The organism is Streptomyces amritsarensis (genome assembly GCF_001953875.1).
Lineage (GTDB): Bacteria > Actinomycetota > Actinomycetes > Streptomycetales > Streptomycetaceae > Streptomyces > Streptomyces amritsarensis.
Map to the genome: position 1 here is coordinate 1 of NZ_MQUR01000056.1, position 25019 is coordinate 25019.

At 72.7% G+C, this 25019-nt stretch carries 27 protein-coding genes; 8 read left to right on the top strand and 19 right to left on the bottom strand.

Going from position 1 to position 25019, the window contains the following annotated elements; all coding sequences use genetic code 11:
• Positions 1–50 precede the first annotated feature (50 nt).
• From moaA to AVW11_RS22330, 3 genes are all read right to left on the bottom strand, one after another.
• Positions 51–1040 (bottom strand): GTP 3',8-cyclase MoaA, encoded by a 990-nt coding sequence (moaA, locus tag AVW11_RS22320; RefSeq protein ID WP_030849720.1) that lies wholly within the window; start codon positions 1038–1040, stop codon positions 51–53.
• 179 nt (positions 1041–1219) lie between these two features.
• Positions 1220–2848 carry a solute symporter family protein gene (locus AVW11_RS22325; RefSeq protein ID WP_060180237.1) on the bottom strand — a complete coding sequence of 543 codons (1629 nt, stop codon included), beginning with the start codon at positions 2846–2848 and terminating at the stop codon, positions 1220–1222.
• The gene (locus AVW11_RS22330) at positions 2845–3210 is read right to left on the bottom strand and encodes a DUF485 domain-containing protein (RefSeq protein WP_030962185.1); all 366 of its coding nucleotides are present in this window, start codon (positions 3208–3210) and stop codon (positions 2845–2847) included. Before AVW11_RS22330 ends, AVW11_RS22325 begins: the two co-directional genes overlap by 4 nt.
• Before the next feature lie 259 nt (positions 3211–3469).
• Between AVW11_RS22330 and AVW11_RS22335 the strand changes: the two genes are divergently transcribed.
• Complete coding sequence (locus AVW11_RS22335) at positions 3470–5014, top strand: S8 family serine peptidase (RefSeq protein ID WP_076045523.1); 1545 nt, start codon at positions 3470–3472, stop codon at positions 5012–5014.
• Positions 5015–5137: 123 nt separating this feature from the next.
• Here AVW11_RS22335 and AVW11_RS22340 read toward each other — a convergent pair whose 3' ends face one another.
• The 7 genes from AVW11_RS22340 to AVW11_RS22370 all read right to left on the bottom strand — a co-directional run bounded on the left by AVW11_RS22340 (position 5138) and on the right by AVW11_RS22370 (position 12504).
• Positions 5138–6181 (bottom strand): zinc-dependent alcohol dehydrogenase family protein, encoded by a 1044-nt coding sequence (locus AVW11_RS22340; RefSeq protein ID WP_076045525.1) that lies wholly within the window; start codon positions 6179–6181, stop codon positions 5138–5140.
• A 29-nt stretch (positions 6182–6210) separates the two neighbouring features.
• Positions 6211–6924, bottom strand: coding sequence for a lysoplasmalogenase (locus AVW11_RS22345; RefSeq protein ID WP_076045527.1), 714 nt, complete (start codon positions 6922–6924; stop codon positions 6211–6213).
• Positions 6921–7919 carry a sterol desaturase family protein gene (locus AVW11_RS22350; RefSeq protein ID WP_076045529.1) on the bottom strand — a complete coding sequence of 333 codons (999 nt, stop codon included), beginning with the start codon at positions 7917–7919 and terminating at the stop codon, positions 6921–6923. The genes AVW11_RS22345 and AVW11_RS22350 overlap by 4 nt, the downstream gene beginning before the upstream one ends.
• 325 nt (positions 7920–8244) lie before the next feature.
• On the bottom strand, positions 8245–9483 hold the full coding sequence (locus tag AVW11_RS22355) for an amidohydrolase family protein (RefSeq protein ID WP_076045531.1): 1239 nt from the start codon (positions 9481–9483) through the stop codon (positions 8245–8247).
• Positions 9480–10808, bottom strand: coding sequence for an amidohydrolase family protein (locus tag AVW11_RS22360; RefSeq protein WP_076045533.1), 1329 nt, complete (start codon positions 10806–10808; stop codon positions 9480–9482). The genes AVW11_RS22355 and AVW11_RS22360 overlap by 4 nt, the downstream gene beginning before the upstream one ends.
• Before the next feature lie 12 nt (positions 10809–10820).
• Entirely contained in the window at positions 10821–11705 is an 885-nt protein-coding gene (locus tag AVW11_RS22365) for an SDR family NAD(P)-dependent oxidoreductase (RefSeq protein ID WP_076045535.1), read from the bottom strand.
• Position 11706: 1 nt separating this feature from the next.
• Positions 11707–12504: an acetoacetate decarboxylase family protein gene (locus tag AVW11_RS22370; RefSeq protein WP_076045537.1), complete on the bottom strand. Its 798-nt coding sequence runs from the start codon at positions 12502–12504 to the stop codon at positions 11707–11709.
• Positions 12505–12619: 115 nt separating this feature from the next.
• On the opposite strand from AVW11_RS22370, the gene AVW11_RS22375 reads away from it, so the two are divergent.
• The 5 genes from AVW11_RS22375 (at position 12620) to AVW11_RS22395 (ending at position 16285) form a co-directional block, all read left to right on the top strand.
• Positions 12620–13264 carry a TetR/AcrR family transcriptional regulator gene (locus tag AVW11_RS22375; protein ID WP_060180240.1) on the top strand — a complete coding sequence of 215 codons (645 nt, stop codon included), beginning with the start codon at positions 12620–12622 and terminating at the stop codon, positions 13262–13264.
• Positions 13265–13314: 50 nt separating this feature from the next.
• Positions 13315–14292, top strand: a complete 978-nt coding sequence (locus AVW11_RS22380; RefSeq protein ID WP_060180241.1) for a DEDDh family exonuclease — start codon at positions 13315–13317, stop codon at positions 14290–14292.
• Between the two features lie 121 nt (positions 14293–14413).
• Positions 14414–14647: a hypothetical protein gene (locus tag AVW11_RS22385; RefSeq protein WP_075972011.1), complete on the top strand. Its 234-nt coding sequence runs from the start codon at positions 14414–14416 to the stop codon at positions 14645–14647.
• Between the two features lie 80 nt (positions 14648–14727).
• Positions 14728–15519 carry an SURF1 family cytochrome oxidase biogenesis protein gene (locus AVW11_RS22390; RefSeq protein WP_060180279.1) on the top strand — a complete coding sequence of 264 codons (792 nt, stop codon included), beginning with the start codon at positions 14728–14730 and terminating at the stop codon, positions 15517–15519.
• 10 nt (positions 15520–15529) lie between these two features.
• On the top strand, positions 15530–16285 hold the full coding sequence (locus tag AVW11_RS22395; protein WP_076045564.1) for an SDR family oxidoreductase: 756 nt from the start codon (positions 15530–15532) through the stop codon (positions 16283–16285).
• 76 nt (positions 16286–16361) lie between these two features.
• Here the strand turns inward: AVW11_RS22395 and amaP are convergent, their stop codons facing one another.
• From amaP to AVW11_RS22435, 8 genes are all read right to left on the bottom strand, one after another.
• On the bottom strand, positions 16362–16928 hold the full coding sequence (amaP, locus tag AVW11_RS22400; RefSeq protein WP_030849678.1) for an alkaline shock response membrane anchor protein AmaP: 567 nt from the start codon (positions 16926–16928) through the stop codon (positions 16362–16364).
• Positions 16925–17479 (bottom strand): DUF6286 domain-containing protein, encoded by a 555-nt coding sequence (locus tag AVW11_RS22405; protein ID WP_076045539.1) that lies wholly within the window; start codon positions 17477–17479, stop codon positions 16925–16927. Before AVW11_RS22405 ends, amaP begins: the two co-directional genes overlap by 4 nt.
• On the bottom strand, positions 17476–17883 hold the full coding sequence (locus AVW11_RS22410) for an Asp23/Gls24 family envelope stress response protein (RefSeq protein ID WP_234362357.1): 408 nt from the start codon (positions 17881–17883) through the stop codon (positions 17476–17478). Before AVW11_RS22410 ends, AVW11_RS22405 begins: the two co-directional genes overlap by 4 nt.
• Positions 17884–17889: 6 nt before the next feature.
• Complete coding sequence (locus AVW11_RS22415) at positions 17890–18075, bottom strand: hypothetical protein (protein ID WP_030662934.1); 186 nt, start codon at positions 18073–18075, stop codon at positions 17890–17892.
• A 17-nt stretch (positions 18076–18092) separates the two neighbouring features.
• Positions 18093–18524, bottom strand: a complete 432-nt coding sequence (locus tag AVW11_RS22420) for an Asp23/Gls24 family envelope stress response protein (RefSeq protein WP_030849670.1) — start codon at positions 18522–18524, stop codon at positions 18093–18095.
• 129 nt (positions 18525–18653) lie between these two features.
• Positions 18654–19433 (bottom strand): enoyl-CoA hydratase/isomerase family protein, encoded by a 780-nt coding sequence (locus AVW11_RS22425; protein ID WP_030849668.1) that lies wholly within the window; start codon positions 19431–19433, stop codon positions 18654–18656.
• A 157-nt stretch (positions 19434–19590) separates the two neighbouring features.
• A complete protein-coding gene (locus tag AVW11_RS22430) occupies positions 19591–19812 on the bottom strand; it encodes a helix-turn-helix domain-containing protein (protein ID WP_030010789.1) in 222 nt (73 codons plus the stop codon).
• A 395-nt stretch (positions 19813–20207) separates the two neighbouring features.
• Positions 20208–21806 carry an ABC-F family ATP-binding cassette domain-containing protein gene (locus AVW11_RS22435; RefSeq protein ID WP_060180243.1) on the bottom strand — a complete coding sequence of 533 codons (1599 nt, stop codon included), beginning with the start codon at positions 21804–21806 and terminating at the stop codon, positions 20208–20210.
• A 304-nt stretch (positions 21807–22110) separates the two neighbouring features.
• On the opposite strand from AVW11_RS22435, the gene ypfJ reads away from it, so the two are divergent.
• Together ypfJ and AVW11_RS22445 are read left to right on the top strand one after the other, a co-directional pair.
• Entirely contained in the window at positions 22111–23001 is an 891-nt protein-coding gene (gene ypfJ / locus AVW11_RS22440) for a KPN_02809 family neutral zinc metallopeptidase (protein WP_076045541.1), read from the top strand.
• A 62-nt stretch (positions 23002–23063) separates the two neighbouring features.
• Positions 23064–23459 (top strand): VOC family protein, encoded by a 396-nt coding sequence (locus AVW11_RS22445; protein WP_030849654.1) that lies wholly within the window; start codon positions 23064–23066, stop codon positions 23457–23459.
• 53 nt (positions 23460–23512) lie between these two features.
• Here the strand turns inward: AVW11_RS22445 and AVW11_RS22450 are convergent, their stop codons facing one another.
• Positions 23513–24937: a hypothetical protein gene (locus tag AVW11_RS22450; protein WP_078096158.1), complete on the bottom strand. Its 1425-nt coding sequence runs from the start codon at positions 24935–24937 to the stop codon at positions 23513–23515.
• Positions 24938–25019: the final 82 nt, after the last annotated feature.

A 25019-nucleotide genomic window follows, 5' to 3' on the forward strand; every position in this document is an offset into this window, starting at 1 on the left:
CCGCCGGTACGGACCGGCGGGCCGGCCGGCCGCCGGCAACCGGCAACCGGTCAGCCGCCGATCGCGGACATGGGGCGGTCAGGCTGGAGGAACGACGGGTCGTCGAGGCCGGAGCCGGCCTTCTTGCCCCACATCGCCACCTTCCACAGCCGGGCGATCTCCTCGTCCGGGGCGCCCGAGCGCAGGGCGGAGCGAAGGTCGGACTCCTCGGTGGCGAACAGGCACGTACGGATCTGGCCGTCGGCCGTCAGCCGGGTGCGGTCGCAGGCGCCGCAGAACGGGCGGGTGACCGAGGCGATCACGCCGACGGTGGCGGGGCCGCCGTCGACGACCCAGCGCTCGGCCGGGGCGGAGCCGCGCTCGTCGGCTCCCTCCTCGGTGAGCGTGAAGCGCGTGCGCAGCGACTCCAGGATGTCGCCGGCGGTGATCATGCCGTCGCGCTTCCAGCCGTGCTGGGCGTCGAGGGGCATCTGCTCGATGAAGCGGAGCTCGTACTCGTTCTCGACGGCCCAGGCGAGCAGGTCGGGGGCCTCGTCGTCGTTGAGCCCGGGCATGAGCACGGCGTTGACCTTGACGGGGGTGAGGCCGGCCTCGCGGGCCGCGGCCATGCCCTGGATGACGTCCTTGTGCCGGTCGCGGCGGGTGAGGGTCTTGAAGACCTCGGGGCGCAGGGTGTCGAGGGAGACGTTCACCCGGTCCAGGCCGGCCGCCTTCAGGGCCTGCGCGGTGCGCCCCAGGCCGATGCCGTTGGTGGTGAGCGACATCTTGGGGCGCGGCTCCAGCGCCGCGCACCGCTCGACGATCCCGACCAGGCCGGGCCGCAGCAGCGGCTCGCCGCCGGTGAAGCGGACCTCGGTGATGCCCAGCTGCGTGACCGCGATGCGGATCAGCCGGACGATCTCGTCGTCGGTGAGCAGATCGGACTTGCCGAGCCACTGCAGGCCTTCTTCGGGCATGCAGTACGTACAGCGCAGATTGCACCGGTCGGTGAGCGAGACGCGCAGGTCAGTGGCCACGCGGCCATAGGTGTCGAGAAGCACTGTGGGCCCCCTCCCCTGTCCGGAAGTAGACATACGCGCGACATGGGATCCACTGCACGCGTTCTCTGTTCCGAGACTACGGGACGCATGTGTCGTTCCGTGGTGCCCGAACGAACGAGACGTTGCGGGGCCGTGTCGTAGGGACGTACGACACGGCCACGCTGGGTGTTCGGACGATGTCAGTGCGCCCCCGTCCCGGTGAGGGAGCGCACCTCCAGCTCGGCGAACTTCCGCGGGTCGGCCTTCTCCTTGGCGAGGACGGTTCCCAGCCAGCCCAGGAGGAAGCCGAGGGGGATGGAGATGATGCCCGGGTTCTCCAGCGGGAACCAGAAGAAGTCCGCGTCCTTGAACATCGAGGTGGGCTTGCCGGACACGACCGGGGAGAACAGCACCAGGCCGACCGCCGAGACCAGCCCGCCGTAGATGGACCAGAGCGCGCCCTGTGTGTTGAAGCGCTTCCAGAAGAGGCTGTAGAGGATCGTCGGCAGGTTGGCGGAGGCGGCGACCGCGAAGGCGAGGGCGACGAGCCCGGCCACGTTCAGGTCGCGGGCCAGCGCGCCCAGGCCGATGGCGATCGCGCCGATGACGACCGTGGACCAGCGGGCGGCGCGCACCTCCTCCTGCTCGGTGGCCTTGCCCCTGCGGATCACGTTCACGTACAGGTCGTGGGCGAAGGACGAGGAGGAGGCGAGGGTGAGGCCCGCGACGACCGCGAGGATGGTGGCGAAGGCGACGGCGGAGATCACGGCGAGCAGGACGGCGCCGCCGGTGGAGTCCGCGCCGCCGCCGACGGCCTGGGCCAGCAGGGGCGCGGCGGTGTTGCCGGCCTTGTTCGAGGCGAGGATGTCGGCGCGCTCCAGCAGGGCCGCGGCGCCGAAGCCGAGGGCGATGGTCATGAGGTAGAAGGCGCCGATGATGCCGATGGCCCAGTTCACGGACTTGCGGGCGGCCTTCGCGGTGGGCACGGTGTAGAAGCGGATCAGGATGTGCGGGAGGCCGGCGGTGCCGAGGACGAGGGCGAGGCCGAGGGAGAGGAAGTCCAGCTTCGAGGTCGCGTCCTTGCCGTACTTGAGGCCCGGTTCGAGGAACTTGACTCCCTGACCGCTGTTCTCGGCCGCCTTGCCCAGCAGGTCGGAGACGTTGAAGTTGAACTTCACCAGCACCAGGAGGGTGATCAGCAGGGCGCCCGCGATCAGCAGGACCGCCTTGATCATCTGGACCCAGGTGGTGCCCTTCATGCCGCCGATGGTCACGTAGACGATCATCAGGACGCCGACCAGCGCGACGACCGCGACCTTGCCGCCGTCGCTGGTGATGCCGAGGAGCAGGGAGACCAGGACGCCGGCGCCGGCCATCTGGGCGAGCAGGTAGAAGATCGAGACCACGATGGTGGAGGTGCCGGCGGCGGTGCGTACGGGCCGCTGGCGCATCCGGTACGCGAGGACGTCGCCCATCGTGTAGCGGCCGGAGTTGCGCAGCGGCTCGGCGACGAGCAGCAGGGCGACCAGCCAGGCCACGAGGAAGCCGATGGAATACAGGAAGCCGTCGTACCCGAAGAGGGCGATGGCGCCGGCGATGCCGAGGAAGGACGCGGCCGACATGTAGTCGCCGGAGATGGCGAGGCCGTTCTGGAAGCCGGTGAACTGGCGGCCGCCCGCGTAGAAGTCCGCGGCGTCCTTGGTCTGGCGGCCGGCCCAGACCGTGATGATCAGGGTGGCGACGACGAACAACCCGAACAGGGTGATGATCAGCGGCCGGTGCTCGGAGGCGCCGGCCGCGACCGTCGTCAGGTGGTGCGCGCCGCTCATTCGGAGGCCTCCATCCGCGCCTTGATGGCCGCCGCCCGGGGGTCGAGCTTGGCGGCGGCGTGCCGCGCGTACAGCCAGGCGATGAGGAAGGTCGTCGCGAACTGTGCGAGGCCGAGCACCAGGGCGACGTTGATGTTGCCGAAGACCTTGGTCCCCATGAAGCCGCCGGCGTAGTTGGACAGCAGGACGTAGAGCAGGTACCAGGCGATGAAGGCCACGGTGAGCGGGAAGGCGAAGGAGCGGTAGGAGCGGCGGAGTTCGGCGAACTCGGGGCTCTGCTGGACGCTCACGAACTCATCGGCCGTGGGGCCCGCCAGGGGTGTTCCCGCGCTGCCCGGGGGCGGCGCTGCTTCGGTGGTCACGGGGGGATCTCCTTGTGACGCAGGTGCGGTGGGGACGACGGACAAAGCAACCTCCGTGTGGGGGGGGTCGATGGCGCTGAGCCCCCTCTGTCAACGGCACGGCCGGCGTGTCGGGACGGTTCAACGCCCAGGGATCTTTCGTGAACTGATTTCTCGAACTGATGGCGGAGAGGGGAACGGCGGCACTAGGTTCACTTGTCATGGACCCGTCCGGCGCGACCGCGCGCGGACGGCTTTTTCAAGATGATCTGGAGAACCCATGGCTCATCTGGGATCCGCCCGCCGGCGTGCCCTCGCCGTACCGGTCGGCCTGGTGCTCACCGCCTCGCTCGCCCTGCTGCCCTCGGTGTCGGCCTCCGCCGCTCCGCTGGACGGCACCGCGGGCACGGCGACGGCTTCGAAGGCCGCGGCCGACGGCCCCAAGCTGTCCTACGTGGCGAACCTGAACGCGTACGCCACGGTGAAGGCGGCGAAGAAGGCCGTCGAGCGGGCCGGCGGAACGGTGGTGACGGCCTATGAGCAGATCGGTGTCGTCGTCGCACACTCCCAGAACCCGGACTTCGCCCGGCAGCTGCGCGCCCAGCGCGGGCTGTTCGTGTCGGTCGGCGCCACCCGGACGGCCCCGATGTCCGCCGTGCAGACCACCGAGGAGGGCGCGACCCAGCGGCTGGGCGAGGCGGACGCCGCCAAGGCGGCGGCGCAGGCCCAGGAGGGTCAGGAACCGCTCGAGCCCAACCAGTGGGACCTGCGGACGATCAAGGCCGACGAGGCTCACAAGATCAACGATGGCAGCCAGGACGTCACCGTGGGCATCATCGACACGGGCGTGGACGACACCCACCCCGATCTCGCCCCGAACTTCTCCAAGAGCCAGTCGGCCAACTGCGTCGGCGGCGTCGCGGACACCACCGAGGGCGCCTGGCGCCCGTACGCGGACGGCAGCGACCACGGCACGCACGTGGCCGGCACCATCGGCGCCCCCCGCAACGGCATCGGCATCAGCGGTGTGGCACCCGGCGTGAAGATCGCCGCGATCAAGGTGAGCGAGCCCGGGACCAGCCTCTTCTACACCGAGGCGGTCGTCTGCGGCTTCATGTTCGCCGCCGAGAAGGGGATCGAGGTGACCAACAACAGCTACTACGTCGACCCGTGGCTCTTCAACTGCAAGACCGACGACGACCAGAAGGCGCTGGTGGAGGCCATCGGGCGGGCGACCAAGTACGCCGAGCGCAAGGGCACGCTGCACGTGGCCTCGGCCGGCAACTCCAACCAGGACCTGGCCGCGGCCTCCCTGGAGGACACCACCAGCCCGAACGACACCACCCCGGTCACCCGCACCATCGACCCGAAGGTCTGCCTGGACCTGCCCACGCAGCTGCCCGGCGTGGTCACCGTCTCCGCGACCGGCGACCAGGGCCTGCGCTCCTACTACTCCAGCTACGGCCTCGGGGTCGTGGACGTCGCGGCCCCCGGCGGCGACAAGTGGCAGGTCCCGGCCACCCCGGACGCCAACGGGCGCGTGCTGTCGACCGTCCTGGGCGGCGGCTACGGCTACAAGCAGGGCACCTCCATGGCCGCCCCGCACGTCGCGGGCGTCGCAGCGCTGCTCAAGAGCGCCCACCCCTCGGCCACGCCGTCGCAGCTCCAGGCGATGCTGAAGGCGCAGTCCACCAAGGCGACCTGCCCGGCCCAGATATACGACGCCAAGGGTGCGCTGATCAACGCCACCACCTGCCAGGCCAAGTGGGGCCAGACCGGCTACTACGGCTACGGCGTCGTGGACGCCCTCAAGGCCGTGAAGTAGTCCGACCCGGCGAACGGACGGACGGGCCGGGCGGGGACCACCCCGCCCGGCCCGTCCGTACTCCAGCCCGCCGCGGGCCGGATCCTGTGCCCGCGGCGGATCAGGGCCTGTGCCCGCGGTGGGTCAGGGCTTGATCAGCACCTTGAGCGCGCTGCGGTCGTCCATCGCGCGGTAGCCGTCCGGGACCTCGTCCAGGGACACGGCGCGGTCGAAGACGGGCGCCGGGTCGATCGCCCCGCTGAGCACGTCCTCCAGCAGCTCCGGGATGTAGGCGCGGACCGGGGCGACACCGCCGCGCAGGGTGATGTTGCGGTCGAACATGACGCCGAGGTCGAGGCCGGAAGCGCTGCCGTGCGGGACGCCGACGTAGCCGACGGCCCCGCCGTCGCGGGTGATGCCCACCGCGGTGCGCATGGACTGCTCGGTGCCGACGGCCTCGACGACGCAGTGCGCCCCGCGGCCGCCGGTGAGCTCGCGCACCGCCGCCTCGGCGGCCTCGCCGCGCTCGGCGACGACGTCGGTGGCCCCGAAGAGCCTGGCTATGTCGGTGCGGACCGCGTGGCGGCCCAGTGCGATGATCCGCTCGGCGCCGAGGCGCTTGGCGGCGAGGACCGCGCACAGGCCGACCGCGCCGTCGCCGACCACGGCGACCGTGGAGCCCGGGCGCACCCCCGCGCCCAGCGCGGCGTGGTGGCCGGTGCCCATGACGTCGGAGAGGGCGAGCAGGCCGGTGAGCAGGTGGTCGTCGGAGGCGGCGTCGGCGGGCAGCTTCACCAGTGTTCCGTCGGCGTGCGGGACGCGGACGGCCTCGCCCTGGCCGCCGTCGTGGCCGACCGAGCCCCAGAAGCCGCCGTGGTCGCAGGAGGTGTAGAGGCCCTCCTTGCAGAACGCGCAGGTGCCGTCCGACCACATGAAGGGCGCGACGACCAGGTCGCCGGCGCGCACGCCGGACACGGCCGGGCCGGTCTCCTCGACGACGCCCAGGAACTCGTGGCCGATGCGCTGGCCCGGCCGGCGCTGGGCCTCGCCCCGGTAGGCCCACAGGTCGCTGCCGCAGATGCAGGCGCGCAGGACGCGGACGACGGCGTCCTCGGGGCGCTGGATCGCAGCGTCGGGCACCTCCTCCACGCGGATGTCGTGCGGGGCGTGGATGACGGTGGCGCGCATGGTGGTGCAGTCCTCCGGCTCGGGGTTGTTCAGTCCTGTACGACTGATGGCCGTCCTACGGTACGCCTGCTTTCGCGGTCGGTCGCCGCGGTGGCCAGCAGGTACTGGGCGGCCAGGTAGGTGGCCATGATCCAGAAGTCGGGGCGGGGCAGTTGGGGCCATGCGGCGACGCCGGTGGCGATGAGGGTGTCGGACAGCAGGAACAGCGCTCCGCCGATGCCGGCCCGCAGGCCGAGGGCGCTGGAGCGGAAGGCCATGGCGGTCAGCAGCAGGCTGTAGCCGGCCACGGGGATCCGCAGGTACGCGGGCAGATCGGGCCACAGCAGGGCGACGGTTCCGAGGAGCGCCAGCACGTAGGCGCCCCCGAGCAGGGCGTTCGCGGGCCGCTTGCCGAACAGGACGAGGTAGCAGACGTGACCGACGGCGAAGGAGCCCATCCCGACGAGGAAGGCGGCCTCGGCGTCGAAGAGCAGGGCCAGGTCCCCGCCCCAGCCGAACAGCAGGGCGGCGACCAGCAGGCGGGGCGCGCCGCGCGTGATCACGTAGGCGACGAGCAGCGGCATCAGCAGCGGCTTGGCGATGACGTGCCCGAGGTGCCAGTCGGCCAGCAGCGAGCCGAGGTCGGCCGCGGCGGCCACGGCGAAGGACCCGAGGGCGACGCGGCCGAGCCGTTCGCGGCCGGCCGCCGCCCCGTGGGCCGCCCAGGAGGGGCCGGGGCGGCCGGTGGACTCTGCGGTGCTCACGCGGTGGTCTCCTGTACGGCGGCGGCCGGATCGGCGGCGGGCACGCCCGCGGGGGCCTCGGCGCGGGCGGCGGGGGCGGGCGCGGTGACCTCGGCGGCGGCAGGCGCCGCGGGAGCCTTGGCGGGGGCGGCGGGGGCCTGCTCCGGCACGGGTGCCTGGGCCGATGCCGCGGGCTGCCAGCCCGGGCCGCGGAAGACCCGGCCGGCCCGCTCGCTCCAGCTCCGGGCGGCGCGGACGTCCCGCGCGATGGCGGCGTACTCGTGGGTGGCGACGCGCAGCGGGTTGTAGGTGTTGATGTTCTTGGTGAGGCCGTATACGGGCTTGTCGGTCTCCCCCACCCAGGAGCCGAACATCCGGTCCCAGATGATCAGGATGCCGCCGTAGTTGCGGTCGAGGTAGCCGCCCTGGGACGCGTGGTGGACGCGGTGGTGGGAGGGGGTGTTGAAGACGTACTCGTAGGCCCGGGGCAGCTTCCCGATGCGCTCGGTGTGGACCCAGAACTGGTAGAGCAGATTGATGCCGTAGCAGAACGGGATCACGGCCGGGTGCACCCCGACGGCCACCATCGGCAGGTAGAACCAGTAGGTCGTGGCGCTGGTCCAGGGCTGGCGCAGGGCGGTGGTGAGGTTGAACTTCCGGCTGCTGTGGTGGACCACGTGGCAGGCCCACAGGATGCGGATGACGTGGTGGCCGCGGTGCTGCCAGTAGTAGAGGAAGTCCTGTGCGAGCAGCATCAGCGGGATGGTCCACCACAGCAATGGCACCCGCAGCGGGGTGAGTTCGTAGACGGCGGTGAAGACGGCGACCACCGGGATCTTCCAGAGCAGGTCGAAACCGATGCTGCCGAGTCCCATGCTGATGCTGGTGACGGCGTCCTTCGTGTCGTAGCCGGCCGCGTCGTCGTCGGGATGGAGGCGGTAGCTCACCAGCTCGATGACGGTGAGCAGCACGAAGGCGGGTATGGACCACAGCACGACATCGGGCAGGTTCGGCATGTCCGCACCATAGGGCGCCTCGGGGGCTGCCGCCAGGGGTTGTTACCGATCGGTATCCATCGGGGTTACCGTCGGTTCGGGATGGGTGGGTTCCGCCGCCTGAGCGAAGCCCTCGCGACCCGCATGGACGAGGCCACCGCCGGCCTCCCGCAACACGATCGCCTGGCGGCGGTGGCCGCGGGTCGGCGACGCCTTCGCCGTACCGGGCCCGGTGGACGCGGCGGCCCCCGAGGGGTACGGCCCCCGGCGACCTGCTTGGTGCGGAGCTGTTCCCGCCGGAGCGGCTCGGGTATCGGATCCGAGCCGCCCCGGCGGGAGCCGTCCGTCACCAGACCCGGACCGAGCCGCCCCTGGCGAAGGCCGGGCTGGTGGCCCCGGGCGGGATCCGGGTCAGGGGTTCGGCGATCTCCGAGACCAGCGGGCCGTGCTTGGCCGCGAGGGCGTCCAGCAGGGTCAGGTCGAAGCCGTACACGCGGGCCGCGTTGCCGCCGGCCATCGCGGCGACCTCGTCCCGCGGGAGGCCCGCGTAGGCGATGCGGAGGCCTTCGCGGGAGTACGGGGTCGTGCCCTCGTCGTGGGGGTAGTCGCTCCCCCACATGATCTTGTCGAGGCCGATCCGGTCCCGCAGCGGGACCTCGTGGGGGCGCATGAAGCTGGCCCCCACGAAGCAGTTGTCCCGCCAGACCTCGCTCGGGCCCCGGCCCATCGCCTCGGCGAGGCCGGCCCCGAACTTCGCCTCGGCGGTGGCCGAGGCCGCGACCAGGCGGCCGTGGTAGTAGTCCAGCATCTCCAGCACGCCCGGGATCCAGCCGGAGCCCTGTTCCGTCAGGACCAGCTTCAGGCCCGGGTGGCGCCGGAACGCCCCGCCGAAGACGAGGTGCCACAGGGCCCGGTGGGAGAACCAGGTCGTCTCCACCATGAAGACGGCCCGGGCCGCCGGTTCGTCGCCGAGCGGCGGCGACGCCGAGCCGCCGTGGTGGTTGACCGGGACGTCCAGCTCTTCGCACACCGCCCAGATGGGGTCGTAGGCCGCCGAGTACAGCTCGGGGACGGGGGAGCCGGGCGGCACACCGGGCAGCAGGATGCCGCCCGTCAGGCCCGCCGCCTTCGTGCGGCGGATCTCCCGCACCGCCGCGTCGACGTCGTTGAGGAGGATCTGCGCGACGCCCGCCCGCCGTCCTGGTGCGTCCGCGCAGAAGTCCGCCAGCCAGCGGTTGTGGGCCTGCAGGCCGGCCCACCGCATCGCGAACTCCGCGGCTGTCGGCGGCTGCGCCATCAGGGAGGCCTTGGGGAAGAACGGCGGGACGGTGTTGGGGAAGACGACCTCGGCGACGATGCCGTCCGCCTCCAGTTCCGCCAGGCGCCGCGCGGAGTTCCAGTTGCGGTCCGCCGTGTCGGCGAGGAGGTCCTCGTAGGGGTTCACGTAGGTGGCGGCCCAGGCGTCGAACTCGTCGTGGTACCGCTTCTCCAGGTACGGCTTGTAGTCCAGGAGGTCGGCGCCCGCGTGGCAGTCCGCCGAGATCACGGTGTAGCGGTCGTCGCCGGTCGCCGCGAAGCCGGTCACTGCGCAACCCCCAGTACCGGGAAGTCGTGTCCGGTCAGCCAGTGCCGGCCCACCTCGCGCGAGCGCGCCCAGGACGCCGCCACCGCCGCCTGGTCCCGGGACTGGTCCAGCTCGGCCGGGGTGGGGCCGATCCGGCGGGCGGTCGGGGCCAGCTTGGCGGTGTCGAAGCCGAAGACCTCGGCCGCGGCGAGGCCCAGCATCCGGCGGGTCTCGTCGACGGGGATGTCGTGGAAGGTGTTCCTCAGCCAGCTCCGGGTGTTCGGCCAGGTGCCCTCGGGGTGCGGGAAGTCCGAGCCCCACAGGATGTTGTCCACGCCGATCTCGTAGCGCTGGGCCAGTTCCCGCCGCTTGGTGTTCGTCGCGCAGACGAACACCTGGCGGTCCAGGTACTCGCTCGGCGGCCGCTTCAGCTCCTCGAAGGGCGAGAGCTTCTTGCCGCCGTGCGCGCCGAGGTAGAGCCGGTCCATGAACCACAGCTGGTTCGGCAGCCACCAGCAGCCCGACTCGGCGACCCCGAACTTCAGGCCCGGGTGCCGCTCGAACACTCCGGACCAGAGCAGGAACCACAGCGGGCGGGCCGGCCACCAGGTGACCTCGGAGACGAAGATGCCCAGGTGGTCGCCGTACTCGTGGCGCGGCGAGGACCCGGAGTGGGTGACGATCGGCATCCGCGTCTCGGCCGCCGCCGCCCAGACCGGGTCGTAGCGGCGGTCGTGGTAGGGCGCCTTGTCCACCCACATGGCGGGGATCATCAGCGCGCCCAGCCCGGACTCCTTGGCGCGGTGGATCTCGGCGACGACCGTGTCCGGCTCGCCGGTGATGGGCAGCAGGGCGACGCCGCAGTGGCGCTCGGGGGTCTGGGAGACGAACTCGGCCAGCCAGCGGTTGTGCGCCTGCGCGCCCGCCATGCCGAGCTCGGGGTCCTGGTCGCCGGAGAGCCCGAGGCCCACCCCGAAGGGGGCGGCGGTCTGGCTGTCGACGGCGTCGGCGTCGGGGAAGACGACCTCGCCGGCCACGCCGTCGCCGTCGAGCTCCTTCAGCCGCTGCCCGGTGTCCCAGCCTCCCCGCAGGCCCTCCTCGTGATCGTGGAACCACTTCTCGGCGAAGGCCTCGTTGCGGACGCCCAGCCGGGTGGCCTCCGCGCGGCGGGCGTCGCGCTGGCCGAGGAACTCCTCGAAGCGGCGGTGGAAGCGGGAGTCGAGGTAGGGGCGGTACTGCTCCGTGGGCAGGCCTGCGTGGCAGTCGGAGGAGATGATCAGGTACGGGTCTTCGTACGGGGTGTCAGTCGCGGTGTCGGTCGCGGTGGTCCTCGTGGTGTCGCTCATGGCGGACGCTCCTCAGTCGAGGATGAAGCTCTCCAGGTAGGCGGGGTCGGCGCGGTCGAGCATCGACTGCGACCGGGCGCGGATCTGCCGGTCGCTGTGCTCGCTCGGCGGCAGCATCCAGAAGCGGTCGGCGCGGATGCCGGCGACGACGTGCTCCGCGACCTCCTCGACCGGGGTGAAGTGCACCTCGTGGCCGGCCTGCTTCATCGCGGCCTCGTACTGGTCGAGGCGGCGGTACGGGGTCCTGCGCGGGCGCTGCTTCGCGTACCGCTCGGGCCGGTTGCGGTGGGACTCCCACAGGCCGGTGCGCAGCATGTGCGGGCCGGGGAAGAGCACGGAGGCGCCGACGGCCGCGCCTTCCGCCTTGAGGTGGGCGTAGAGGGACTCGGTCATGGTGACCACGGCGGCCTTGGTGACGGCGTAGACGGAGGCGGTGGGCAGCGGGGCGATGCCGCCGTCGCCGGAGGAGGTGTTGACGACGTGGCCCGGGGCGCCGCCGGCGATCATGCGGGGGACGAAGGCCTGGATGCCGTGGAAGACGCCCCACACGTTGACGGAGAAGGCCCATTTCCAGTCGTTGGGCTCGTGCTCCCACATCCGGCCCTCGGCGCCGGAGCCGACGCCCGCGTTGTTGCACAGGACGTGGACGGCGCCGAAGGTGTCGTAGGCCGCGTCGGCGAGGGCGAGCACCGACTCGCGGTCGCTGACGTCCACGGTCCGGGCGAGCACCTGCGCCCCGTCCGCGGCGAGTTCGCCGGCGGCCTGGCGCAGGGCGGCCTCCTCGACGTCGGCGAGGACCACGTTCAGTCCCTCGGCGGCGAAGCGGCGGGCCATGGCGAGGCCGATGCCGCTCGCCGCACCTGTGACGACGGCCGTCCGTCCCGGTTCGAGCCGCATCTCACAGGCTCCCTTCCGGCGGGCCGTCGAGGATCTGCAGGGGGTCGTCGTAGCGCTGGTGGATGTACGGGAGCAGGGCCTGTGCGCTGACCCGCTCGACGACCCGGCCCTTCTGGTCGGTGGTCTTCTCGCCGAGGGTGATCTCCACGATCCGGCGGACGGGGAGGTCGGCCACGGGGTCGAACATCGACTCGCGCAGGACGATGTCGCCGGTGACGTGCTCCAGCCTGCGGACCTTCTCGTGACGGACGCAGTGCACGAGGACCGGGTCCCCGTCGAGGCCCGAACCGTCGACGGTGGGCAGGAACTTGAAGTAGAAGTCGGTCTTCCGGGTGGGCTCGGGCAGGGGGAGCGGGCGGTCCACGGCGCCGCGGACCTCGACGAAGGCGATGCCGTGCCGGGCGAGGGCGGCGCGTACGACGAGGCCGTCGCGCTCGACGGTGACCTCGCCCAGCTTCTTCGGTTCGCCGAAGACCTCGCGGCCGCCGGTCAGGGCGCGCTCGTGGGTCATCGGCATGACCAGCGGGTACCAGCCCTCCACGCCGTCGTGCCGGGCGGCGACGGCCACCGAGCCGGCGCCGAGCGGGTAGCCGGGCAGGTCGACCTGGCTGATGTTCGCCCGTACGAGGGGCCGCTCGGACGGTTTGAGCGGCGGCGGGAGGACCGCGGCGACCACGTCGGGATCGGTCTCCCAGACGGCGACCACGCCGGTGGACCAGATGTCGGGGAGCTTGGAACTCTTCTCGCGCGACGCGGCGATCTCGGCCTCGGTGCGCGCTCCGTACCGTACGCGTGCCATGTCTCGCACCACCTCTCGGTTCGGGTCTGTAACACAGTTACACCGCAGCCGATGAAGGGTAAACCCCCGCGCATGCACCAGAATTGACGCACCAACAGATCGGTGGACCGCTGACATGGCCAGATCCTCGCTGACCCGCGACGAGGTGCTGGACGCCGCCGCGTCCCTGGTCAGGCAGCGCGGGCCGGCCGCCCTGACGATGCGGGGGCTCGCCGCCGCGCTGGGCACCGCGGTCACGTCCATCTACTGGCACGTCGGCAACCGCGAATCGCTCCTCGACGCCGTCGTGGAGCGGACCGTGCAGGAGATGGGCGCGATCTCCCCGGTCGGGCGCACCCCGGCCGAGCGGATCGAGTCGGTGGCCCGGATCCTGCGCCGCGAGCTGCGCGGACGGCCGCACCTGATCGCGATGGTCCACGAACGCGGCCTCACGGAGCGGATGTTCCTGCCCGCGCAGCAGGCGCTGGTCCACGAGGTGCACGCCGCGGGCCTGCGCGGCGCCCGGGCGGCCGACGCCGTGCGCGCGGTGCAGTTCCAGATCGTCGGGTTCCTGCTGGTCGAGCGCAACCGCGAGCGCTCCCCCGCCCAGGTCCCGGCCGAGAGCGAGCTGTGGGACCCGGCGGCGGCCCCCCACGACCCGGCCCTCGCCCGCGCACTGGCCCGGCCCGCGGATCCGGAACGGCTCTTCCTGCTGTCCGTACGGGCCCTGGTGACGGCCCTGCTGGCACACCCGGCGCCCGCGCCGAGGACCGGCCGGTGAACCGCTGACCGAGGGTGGGGCCGCGGTGTCAGTCCGTGCCGATATCCTCTGTGACCATGCTCGACGACCGTACGACCGCAGAGACGACGTGGCCGACCGCGTACCCACAGGGGTACGCGGTCGTCGACGTGGAGACCACCGGGCTCGCTCGCGACGACCGGATAGTCTCCGCCGCCGTCTACCGGCTCGACGCCCAGGGCAACGTGGAGGACCACTGGTACAGCCTGGTCAACCCGCAGCGCGACCCCGGGCCGGTGTGGATCCACGGTCTGACGAGTGATGTGCTCGAAGGTGCGCCGCTCTTCAAGGACATCGCCGAGGAGTTCGCCGGCAGGCTCGCGGACCGCGTGCTGGTCGCGCACAACGCCATCTTCGACTGGCAGATGATCGCCCGGGAGTACGCGCGTGCCGAGACGACCGCGCCGGTCCGTCAGCGGCTGTGCACCATCGCCCTGTCCAAGGAGCTGGACCTGCCGCTGCCCAACCACAAGCTGGAGTCGCTCGCCGCACACTTCGGTGTCGTCCAGCAGCGCGCCCACCACGCCCTCGACGACGCCCGGGTGCTCGCGGAGGCCTTCCGTCCGTCGCTGCACGCCGCCGCGCGGGGCGGCGTACGGCTGCCGCTGCTGGAATGCCGGCCGCTGACCGAGTGGTCGGACTCGGCCGCCGCCCCGCGCGTGGGCCACCAGGCGTCGTACCGGGGCGGCAGCTGGCGGCCCTCGCGCAGGCGGCCGCCGTGCCCGCACCCCAATCCGGGGCGCTTCGAGGACGGCAAGCCGCTGAAGCAGGGCATGCGGGTGGCCTTCTCCGGTGACACCTCGGTGGAGCGGGAGCTGCTGGAGGACCGGGCGGTCGAGGCGGGCCTGCACGTCGCGACGAGCGTGTCGCGGCTCACCAGCCTCCTGGTGACGAACGACCCGGACTCGGCGACCTCGAAGACGGTCAAGGCGAAGGCGTTCGGCACCCCGGTGGTCGACGAGGCGGCCTTCACGCAGCTACTGCGGGACGTCGCCCCGGCCGGGGAATGACCGGCCGATGAGCGGCGGGTGAGCGGACCGGCCCCCGGCCGTTGGTCCGGGCGGGTGTCCGCGCGGCGACTCACCAGGGTGGATCTTGTTCCGCTGCTCCGCCGTGCGCAGCATGCGGCGCATGGCACGTTGTGAGGTCTGCGGAAACGATTACGGCATGTCCTTCGAGGTGCACGCGCAGGGCGCCGTGCACGTCTTCGACTGCTTCTCCTGCGCCATCCACCGCATGGCGCCCATCTGCGAGCACTGCCGGGTCCAGATCATCGGACAGGGCGTCGAGGTCGAGGGGCAGTGGTTCTGCGGCGGGCACTGCGCCCGAGCGGAAGGGAAGGTGGGCATCGTCGACCACGTCTGACCCCCTTCTTCCTCCTCCCCGCGACCCCGGAGGGCCACCCGGCCGCCGGGGTCGCCGTCGGCCGGGGTACCGTCGTGGGCGTGTACCGCTTTGTGCTGACCCGGCAGTGGGTGTCCCTCACCCTCATCGCCCTCGTCCTCATCCCTGTGATGATCAAGCTCGGGTTCTGGCAGTACCACCGCCATGTGCACCGGGTCGCGCAGAACCAGCTGATCGAGGCGAACCTGCGGGCGAAGCCGGTCCCGGTGACGGAGGTCACCTCCCCCGGCCACAAGGTCCCCCGCGCCGACTTCTGGCGCGCGGTCACCGCCACCGGCACGTACGACTCCGCGCGCGAGGTGGTCGTGCGGATGCGGACCTCGAACGACGACAAGGTCGGCTTCCACGTCCTGACCCCCCTCGTCCTCGCCGACGGCAAGGTGGTGCTGGTCGATCGCGGCTGGGTGCCGGGCGGCGGCGACCCGCGTGCTTACCCGCCGGTGCCGGCCCCGCCCGCGGGCGAGGTCACGGTCACCGGCCGGCTGAAGGCCGACGAGACCAGCGGCGGCAGCGGCATCAAGGACCGCAAGGGCCTGCCCGACCGCCAGGTGATGCTCATCAACAGCGAGCAGCAGGCCGAGTCCCTGGGCCGGCCGGTCCTCGGCGGGTACCTGGAACTGACCGATCCGGCACCGGCGGACGGCAGCCCCGAGACCGTCGCCGACCCCGACCACGACTCGATCGGCGCGCACATGGCGTACGCGGTCCAGTGGTGGCTGTTCGCCTCCGCGGTGCCGGTGGGCTGGCTGGTCCTCGTACGGCGCGAGAAGCGCGACCGCGAGGAGGCCGCGGCCCGGGCCGAAGCGGCCGAACAGGAGCCCGCGACGGCGTAGCGTGTCGGGCATGGATCTTGGACTGAAAGACCGTGTCTACATCGTCACCGGGGCCACGCGCGGCCTCGGTTTCGCCTCCGCCCGGGAACTGGTCGCCGACGGCGCGAAGGTCCTCGTGACGGGACGGGACGAGAAGCGGACGGCCGACGCCGCCGCCGAACTCGGCCCGAACGCCGTGGGGGCGGCCGCTGACAACGCGGACCCGGCGGCGGCCGGGCGGCTGATCGCCACGGCGCGCGAGCGCTTCGGCCGCTTCGACGGCATCCTCATCAGCGTCGGCGGCCCCGTCCCGGGCTTCGCCGTCGACAGCACCGACGAGCAGTGGTCGGCCGCCTTCGAGTCGGTCTTCCTCGGTGCGGTACGCCTCGCCCGGGCGGCCGCCGCGGTGCTGGGCGAGGGCGGGGTCATCGGCTTCGTCCTGTCGGGCTCGGTCCACGAGCCGATCCCGGGACTGACCATCTCCAACGGCCTGCGCCCGGGCCTGGCCGGCTTCGCGAAGTCCCTCTCGGTGGAACTCGGTCCGCGCGGGATCCGCGTCATCGGCCTGCTGCCGGCCCGCATCGACACCGACCGGGTGCGGGAGCTCGACGCGCTGTCCGGCGACGCCGCCGCCGCCCGCGCGGGCAACGAGTCCCGCATCCCGCTGCGCCGGTACGGCTCCCCGCAGGAGTTCGGGCGCGCGGCCGCGTTCCTGCTCTCGCCGGCCGCCTCGTACCTGACCGGCGTGATGCTCCCGGTCGACGGCGGCTCCCGGCACGGCTTCTGACCGTCCGTCCACGCCCCGGCCGGTCACGCCCCGGCACGCCGCGGCACGGCACGCCGCAGCCGGCCCCGGCGCGTCCTCAGCTGACGCGCTGGGCCCGGTGGGACGCCACCTTGAAGCGGGCCTCCGCGGGCAGGTCCGGGAGGCCCGCCGAGGTCCGGGCGTGGGTGAGGACCGGCCCCGCCAGGCCCGCCAGCGCGTCCGCGGGGACCGCGTGGGGCTCCAGCTCGACGGCCACCCGCAGGGCGGGCGCACCGCGCCGCCCGCGCAGGACGACCCGGCAGCCGGCGACCCCGTCCAGGGCTCCGGCCTCCGCGGCGACGGCGTCGGACAGGGCCCGCCCGCGCAGCACGGCGAAGGCCCCGTCCCCGGTGTCCACGGCGACCTCCCGCAGCCTGGAGCGCCGCAGCTGGGACAGCAGCCACCACAGCGCCAGCAGCAGGCACAGGGCGAGGGCCGCGACCAGCACCCACCAGCCCCAGCCGTCGGCGTGCAGGTACCGGCGCCGGTCCTCGGCGCTCAGCAGCGGTTCCGCACGGCCCTTGAGCGGTCGTGCCGCCGTCAGCAGCACGACCCCGGCCGCCAGCAGGACCGCGCCGGCCACCGCCAGCAGGATCCGGTTCACCGTCCCGAGCAACCCGCTCACCTCCTGACCCGTACGCGCCGCCGCGGCGGGTGCACGAGGCCCAGCTCTTCGATGCCGACGGCCAGTACCGCGTCAAGGTCGGCCCGTACCTCCTCCAGTTCCCGGAAGTGGGACCTGGCCCGTACCCGGACGCGGGAGCGGCCCATCCTGACTCGGGCCGACCGCACGCCGGGCACCTCCATGGCCCGGTCGCGCAGGACCTGGGCCGCGTCCCTGCGGCCGATCCCGGCGCGCAGCGGGGGGCCCGCGCCCGCTTCCCCGTCCCGTTCAGGGCTCAGCATGGGGAGGATCCTGCGGATCCCGGGGGTGACGGCCAGCAGCAGGAGCACCGCCCCGGCCACGGCCAGCGCCCCGCCGGCCAGCTGCACCGCCAGGTCCGCCGGGGTGTGTACTTCCAGCCGGCGGGCGAGTTCCCGCCGCCACGCCATGGCGGGACGGTCGGCCCGTACGGCGGCCAGGTCGTACAGGAACAGCCCCGCCACCCCGAGTACGGCCAGGGCGACGAGGGCCGCGGGGATGCGGCGGGCGGACCGGAACCGGGTGGCCGTCACCGCAGCCGCCGGTCCCGCCCGGCGGCGGTTCGGGTGTGCGCGGAGTGCAGGTGCTCGATGTCGATGTCGACCTCGGGGACGGACATCTGCGCGCACTCCTCGACGCGGCGGACGACCCGCCTGCGTACGGCCGCGCACTGGGCGGCGAGGTCGCCGGGGTAGGCAAGCTCCAGGCTCACCCGGACCCGCGCGATGTCGTGGTGCACGGTGACGGTGGCCTGCGGGGGCGCGCCGGGGCCCCCGGGGAGTGCCTCCCGGGCGGCCTGCGCGGCGATCTTGGCGACGACCCGGTCGGCGATGCGGGTGGCCCCGCGGTCGGCGGCGGCCACCGCGTGCGGGGTCGCCCGTGCGGCGGCCCCCGGCACGGCGGGGCCCGGCGGGGTGGCCTGCGGCGGGGTGCTCATCACGCCTCACCTGCGCCGGTCGTCGCGGCGGCGGAAGAGGTCCCCGGGATCGAGGTCTCCGTCGAGGAAGCGGCCGGCGACGAAGCCCACGGCTCCGAGGGCTGCCACCAGCAGGAAGGCGCCGAATCCGCCGAAATAGCCGGCGAACCCCAGGGCCATGCCGGCCAACATGCCGGCGACCGCCATGCTCATGTGCGGGCTCCTCTCGGCTACTGGAGTCGGGACTCCGGCTCCTCGTCGGGCTCGTCGGGCAGTTTGACGTCGCTCACGGCGATGTTGACCTCGACGACTTCCAGGCCGGTCATCCGCTCGACCGCGGAGACGACGTTCTCACGGACAGCCCGTGCCACGTCACGGATCGACACGCCGTAATCGACGACGAGTTCCAGGTCGAGGGCCGTCTGGACCTCGCCGACCTCGGCCTTGACGCCACGGCTGACCGCGGCTTTCCCTCCGCCGCCGCCGGGAACCCGGTCGCGGACGGCGCCGAAGGTGCGGGAGAGGCCGCTGCCCAGGGCGTGCACGCCGACCACTTCCCGGGCCGCCAGGCCGGCGATCTTCTCGACCACCCCGTCCGCGATGGTCGTGCGGCCCCGGTCTCCCGGAGCCTTGTGGGAGCCCCCTGATGAGGTTTCGGTCATCGCGTGTCCCTTCACGTGTACGGACTCACTGCGCACCACGTTAGGCCCGCGGAGCCCGGAGCGCCCCGGGACCTACGCCGACCGGCGTGGCCCCGAGGCGCTGCGGGTTCGTGGCGGCGGGACGACCGGTCAGTCCGAGAGGCCCGCCAGGTCCCGCAGGCGACGGGCCTGGGCCGCGCGCTCGGCGGCGCGCTGGTCGTCGTAGGTGCGGGTGCGCGCACCGCGCAGCAGGGTCTTGGTCTCGATCACGGCGTCGCGCGGCGGGGCCAGCAGGGCGGTGGTCAGGTCCTGGACGGCGGCGTCGAGCTCGTCCGCCGGGACCACCAGGTTGGCGAGGCCGACGCGCTCCGCCTCCTCGGCATGCACGAAGCGGCCCGTCGCGCAGATTTCGAGCGCGCGGGCGTACCCGACCAGGGAGGCCAGCGGCTGGGTGCCGGCCAGGTCGGGGACCAGGCCCAGGCTGGTCTCGCGCATGGCGAACTGCACGTCGTCGGCGACCACGCGCAGGTCGCACGCGAGCGCGAGCTGGAAGCCGGCGCCGATGGCGTGCCCCTGCACGGCGGCGACGGAGATGATGTCGTTACGCCTCCACCAGGTGAACGCCTCCTGGTACTCGGAGATCGTGGCGTCGAGCAGTTCGTCCGAACCGCGCGCCAGATCGAGGAAGGACGGCTCGCCCTCGAAGCCTTCGGGGGTGAACGCCTGCCGGTCGAGCCCGGCGGAGAAGGACTTGCCCTCGCCGCGCAGCACGACGACCCGGACGGTGCCCGGCAACGACCTGCCCGCCTCGGCCAAAGCCCGCCAGAGCGCGGGGGATTGGGCATTTCGCTTGGCCGGATTGGTCAGTGTCACCGTGGCGACCGTGTCGTCGACGGTGAGTCGTACGCCGTCCTTGTCGAGCAGAGCCATCCGTGTGCCTCCGGTGTGCAGTCGGCCGCAAGCTCGGCCTAAGTGACTGCACAGTAACCACCCAGTCGACCGGGAGGCCGACCGGGGGTCACCGAAGGGAACGGCGGATCATGTGAGCCTTGAAGCCGTTGGAGCGTTGGATCCGATGGACCGGGGGTCAGGCCGTAGCCGCCTTCTTGCCACGCGTCGCGCCACCGCGGCCGCGCAGCGAGACCCCGGACTCACTGAGCATCCGGTGGACGAATCCGTAGGACCGGCCGGTCTCTTCGGCCAGCGCCCGGATACTCGCACCGGAGTCGTACTTCTTCTTCAGGTCTGCCGCGAGCTTGTCGCGCGCGGCGCCGGTCACCCGGCTGCCCTTCTTCAGAGTCTCGGCCACCCGTGCCTCCTCATGGGAAGTGCGCTCTGGACTTCTCATGATCACCCCTCCCCGGCTTCCTGGCCACCCATTCAGCAAGGTCGGTACGGCGGCATTTCCCGAGCCGTGGACACCCGAGCAGAACGGAATCTCCCCTTCCGCTGCATGACTTCCGTCACACTTCACCGCCCCCTGCGGGAATCTCCAGGTCAGAGGCCGAACCGCGGGAAGACGACGGCCCCGGTCGCGCCCCCTCGCGGGGGCGGCCGGGGCCGTCGGACGACGCGCAACGGTACGAGACCGTCTCACTCAGATGATGGATCACCCCTGAGCCGAATGATCCATAAGGAACTGGATCAGGGCCGGGACGGCATCCCGGCACCCCCGCCGGCAGGACCGGGCGGGTCGGGCGGGGGTCAGGCGAGGGCCACCAGGTCCCGGTAGTCCGGTCCCCACAGGTCCTCGACGCCGTCCGGGAGCAGGATGATGCGCTCCGGCTCCAGCGCCTCCACGGCGCCCTCGTCGTGCGTGACGAGGATGACGGCGCCCTTGTAGGTGCGCAGCGCGCCCAGGATCTCCTCGCGGCTGGCCGGGTCGAGGTTGTTCGTGGGCTCGTCGAGGAGCAGCACGTTCGCCGAGGAGACGACCAGCGTCGCCAGGGCCAGACGGGTCTTCTCGCCGCCGGAGAGGACCCCCGCGGGCTTGTCGACGTCGTCCCCGGAGAACAGGAAGGAGCCGAGCGTCTTGCGCACGTCGACCAGGTCCAGGTCGGGTGCGGAGGAGCGCATGTTCTCCAGCACCGTGCGGTCAGGGTCCAGGGTCTCGTGCTCCTGGGCGTAGTAGCCGAGCTTGAGGCCGTGCCCGGGTACCACCGAGCCGGTGTCGGGCTGCTCGGCGCCCGCGAGCAGGCGCAGCAGGGTGGTCTTGCCGGCGCCGTTGAGGCCGAGGATGACCACGCGGGAGCCCTTGTCGATGGCCAGGTCGACGTCGGTGAAGATCTCCAGGGAGCCGTACGACTTCGACAGGCCCTCGGCGGTCAGCGGGGTCTTGCCGCAGGGTGCCGGGTCCGGGAAGCGCAGCTTGGCGACCTTGTCGGAGACGCGGACGGCCTCCAGGCCGGACAGCAGCCGCTCGGCCCGCTTGGCCATGTTCTGCGCGGCGACCGTCTTGGTGGCCTTGGCGCGCATCTTGTCGGCCTGGGAGTTCAGGGCCGCGGCCTTCTTCTCGGCGTTCTGGCGCTCGCGCTTGCGGCGCTTCTCGTCGGCCTCGCGCTGCTGCTGGTAGAGCTTCCAGCCCATGTTGTAGACGTCGATCACGGACCGGTTGGCGTCCAGGTAGAACACCTTGTTCACGACGGTCTCGACGAGGTCGACGTCGTGGGAGATCACGACGAAGCCGCCGCGGTAGTTCTTGAGGTAGTCGCGCAGCCAGACGATGGAGTCGGCGTCGAGGTGGTTCGTCGGCTCGTCGAGGAGCAGGGTGTCGGCGTCCGAGAAGAGGATCCGGGCCAGCTCGACGCGGCGGCGCTGACCACCGGAGAGGGTGTGCAGCGGCTGGCCGAGGACCCGGTCCGGCAGGCTGAGGGCGGCCGAGATGGTCGCGGCCTCTGACTCGGCGGCGTACCCGCCCTTGGTAAGGAACTCGGTCTCCTGGCGCTCGTACTGCTTGAGCGCCTTCTCGCGGGTGGCGCCGGAGCCGGTGGCGATGCGCTCCTCGTTCATCCGCATCTTCTTGATGAGGACGTCGAGGCCGCGGGCGGACAGGATCCGGTCGCGCGCGAGGACGTCGAGGTCGCCGGTGCGGGGGTCCTGCGGGAGGTAGCCCACTTCGCCCGAACGGGTGATGGAGCCGCCGGCGGGCTGGCCCTCTCCCGCGAGGCACTTGGTGAGGGTGGTCTTGCCTGCGCCGTTGCGGCCGACCAGGCCGATGCGGTCGCCCTTGGCGATGCGGAAAGAGGCGGACTCGATGAGGACGCGGGCGCCGGCGCGCAGCTCGATGCCGGTGGCGGTGATCACGGAAATACTCCAGGGCGGGTCGGGACGGCGGAAGGGGGCGGGACGCGAGGCTTCGACGCCGTTAATCCGCGAGGAGATTTGCCATGGGAGACATTCTACCGGGGGTGTGCAACTGGTTTCCGGGGCGGCGGCCGCACCCCCGGTCACGGCCGTCCGCTCCCCCGGTGTCCCCCGTTCGGCCCGGGCGCCGCCGGAAGGGGCCGAGGCGCGTAGGGGGGCGAATGGGCTGATACTCGCCGCAGGCGGCCGCGCGGCCGCGCCGGGTGCACGGATGGCCGGGTGCACGGATGGAGGGCGGTGCGGGATGCAGTTCGACGACAACGCCGGTCTGGACACGTCCGAGGTCAAGGATGTGCGTGGCAGTCGCATCCCGGGCGGGAAGGCAACCGTCGGCGGCGGCCTCGTCGGCCTCATCGCGCTCGTCATGGGCCTGCTCTTCGGCGTGGGTCCGGAGCAGCTGGGGCTGTCCTCGGGGGACGAGGAGCCGGCTCCCGCCGCGTCCTCCGTCAACCAGGTGCAGCAGGCGTGCCGGACGGGGCGGGACGCGAACGCGCGCGAGGACTGCCGACTGGTCGCGGTGGTCAACAGCACCCAGGACTTCTGGCGGCAGGAGTTCACGCGGCGCGGAGGCCGGTACGGCCCGGCGTCGACGGTCTTCTTCACCGGCCGGGTGAACACCGCGTGCGGGGCCGCCACCTCGGCCGTGGGCCCCTTCTACTGCCCCGCCGACCGGCAGGTCTACCTGGACCTGGGCTTCTTCGACGAGCTGCGGACCACGTTCGGCGCGAGCGGCGGGCCCTTCGCCCAGGCGTACGTCGTGGCCCACGAGTACGGGCACCACATCCAGAACCTGACCGGCACCCTCCAGCGGGCCCAGGACGGGCGGCAGGGCGCGAACAGCAACGCGGTCAAGGTCGAGCTGCAGGCCGACTGCTACGCGGGGGTGTGGGCGCACCACGCGACGCGGACCCCGGACGAGTCCACCGGGCGGCCCCTGATCACCTCGCTGACCGACCAGGACATCAGGGACGGGCTGGACGCGGCGGCCGCGGTCGGCGACGACCGGATCCAGGAGCAGTTCCAGGGCCGGGTGACCCCGGAGTCCTGGACGCACGGCTCGGCCGAGCAGCGGCAGCGGTGGTTCTACCAGGGCTACCGCACGGGCGACATGGCCCGGTGCGACACCTTCCGCTGACCGTCGGCGGCGCCTGCCATGCTGTGTGACGCGGGTCACCGTCACGAGAGGGAGTGATCGTCATGGCAGGCGTTCCGTCCATCTGTCCCACGCTGGTCTACCGCGACGCGAAGGCGGCGATCAAGCTGCTGACCGAGGCCTTCGGCTTCAGCCAGGTCGCGGTGTACGAGGGGGACGACGGCTCGGTGGTGCACGCGGAGCTGGCGTACGGCAACGGTGTGGTGATGCTGGGCAGCAAGGGCACGGGCGGGGCCTTCGACAAGGCCATGGAGGGCGCCGGCCCGTCGGGGGTGTACGTCGTGGTCGACGACGTGGACGCCCACCACCGGCGGGCCGTCGAGCACGGCGTGGAGATCCTGATGGGGCCCACCGACCAGGACTACGGCTCCCGCGACTACATGGCCAGGGACGGCGAGGGCAACATCTGGAGCTTCGGCACCTACGCGCCGCAGGCCTGAGACCCGCGGCGTATACGCCGCGGGTCTCGGCGCGTACGCGCGTAGCGCGGGTGTCAGGCGCCGCCGGTGTGGACCTGGAAGGCGGCCCGGCGGACCGCCTTGGCCAGAGCCGGATCCGGGTGGGCGGCGGCGAGCGCGACCAGGACCTGCACGGTGCGGGGATGGCCGACCGCGCGGACCTCGTCCAGCAGCCGGGGGACGGTGGTGCGGACGGCCGAGTCCAGGTGGCGGGCCAGCAGCTCGGCCTCGCCGTGGTCGGCGATGGCGGCGGCGGTGTCCACCCAGAGCCAGGTCGACTCCTCCGCGGTGAGCACGTCCTGCGCCTCGTCGGGGTCGACGCCGTCGTGCACGGCGAGCCAGAGCAGCGCGTACGGGCGCAGCGCGGGCTCGCGTACGGCGGCGCGCACCTCGGGTTCCGCGGGGGCGCCCACCACCCGCAGCGCCTCGAAGGCGAGGCCGCGCAGCAGGGCGTCCTCGCCGCGGGCGGCCTGGAGCAGCTCGGCGACGGCGTGGCCGACGGGCCGGGCGGCGAGCCAGGCCTGGTATTCGGCGCGGGCCGGTCCGGGGGTGAGCCGCGCGCAGCCGTGCAGCATGGCGGCTGCGGACTGCTCGATGTTCCCGGCGGGGCTCTGCGCCGCGACGCAGATCTGTTCCAGCTTGACCCAGACGGCCCAGCTGCCGAGCGGGGTGAGGGTGGCGCGGGCGGGTCCGAGGGTGACGGCGTCCACGGCGGCGAGGCCGCCGAGCGCCCAGCGCAGCAGCCGGGCGAGGGGGACGGGGCGGGCCTCGGCGGAGCCGGCCGCGGAGGTCAGCGCCGCCGCGGGCTCGGCCTCGTAGGGGATCTCGCAGCGCTCGTCGCGCAGTTCGGTGACGCGCTGCCCGAGGAGGTCCAGCAGGTCGGGGACGGTCACCGGGCCGGCGGACAGCTGGAGCAGGGACAGCAGCTGGGGCATGGCCTCGACGACCTCGGCGACGGCCGCGGGGGCGATGTCGGCGGGGGCCGGGTGGACCAGCGACCAGGCGTCGAAGAGGGCGACCCAGCCGCGCAGTACGGCGGTGTCGTCGCGGTCCCAGGCACGCAGCCGCCAGCCGGGCCGGGCGTGGCCGCCGTGCACCTCGACCAGGCCGGCGAGGCGGGCCCGGTCCCAGCCGACCCGGATCTGGCCGTGTGTCAGGCCCAGTTCGGCGGCGGCGCGTTCGACGTCGGCGGCGGGCAGGGCTCCCGTGGGGGCGGGCCGGCCGCCGTCCACCGCGCCGAGGTTGCGTTCCGCCCAGCGGGTCAGGCGCACGGCGTCCGCCAGCGAGGCCCGGGCCCGGTTCGCGAGGTCGGCGGTGGCCGGGGTGCCCGCCGGCGGGCGCGGGGCGGGGCGGGTGCGGCGGTCGGTCACCGCCTTGCGCGCCGCGGCGACGGAGCGCGGGGAGACGAGTCGGAGTCTGGAGTCGCGAGCCAACTGCTCATCAGGCTTTCGGGACGTCACGGAAGCAGTCTCGCCCGTCACTGGCCGAAAGCCCAAACGGAATCGGCTCCTTCCCCACCTGCCCCGGGGGCAGACCGGGACA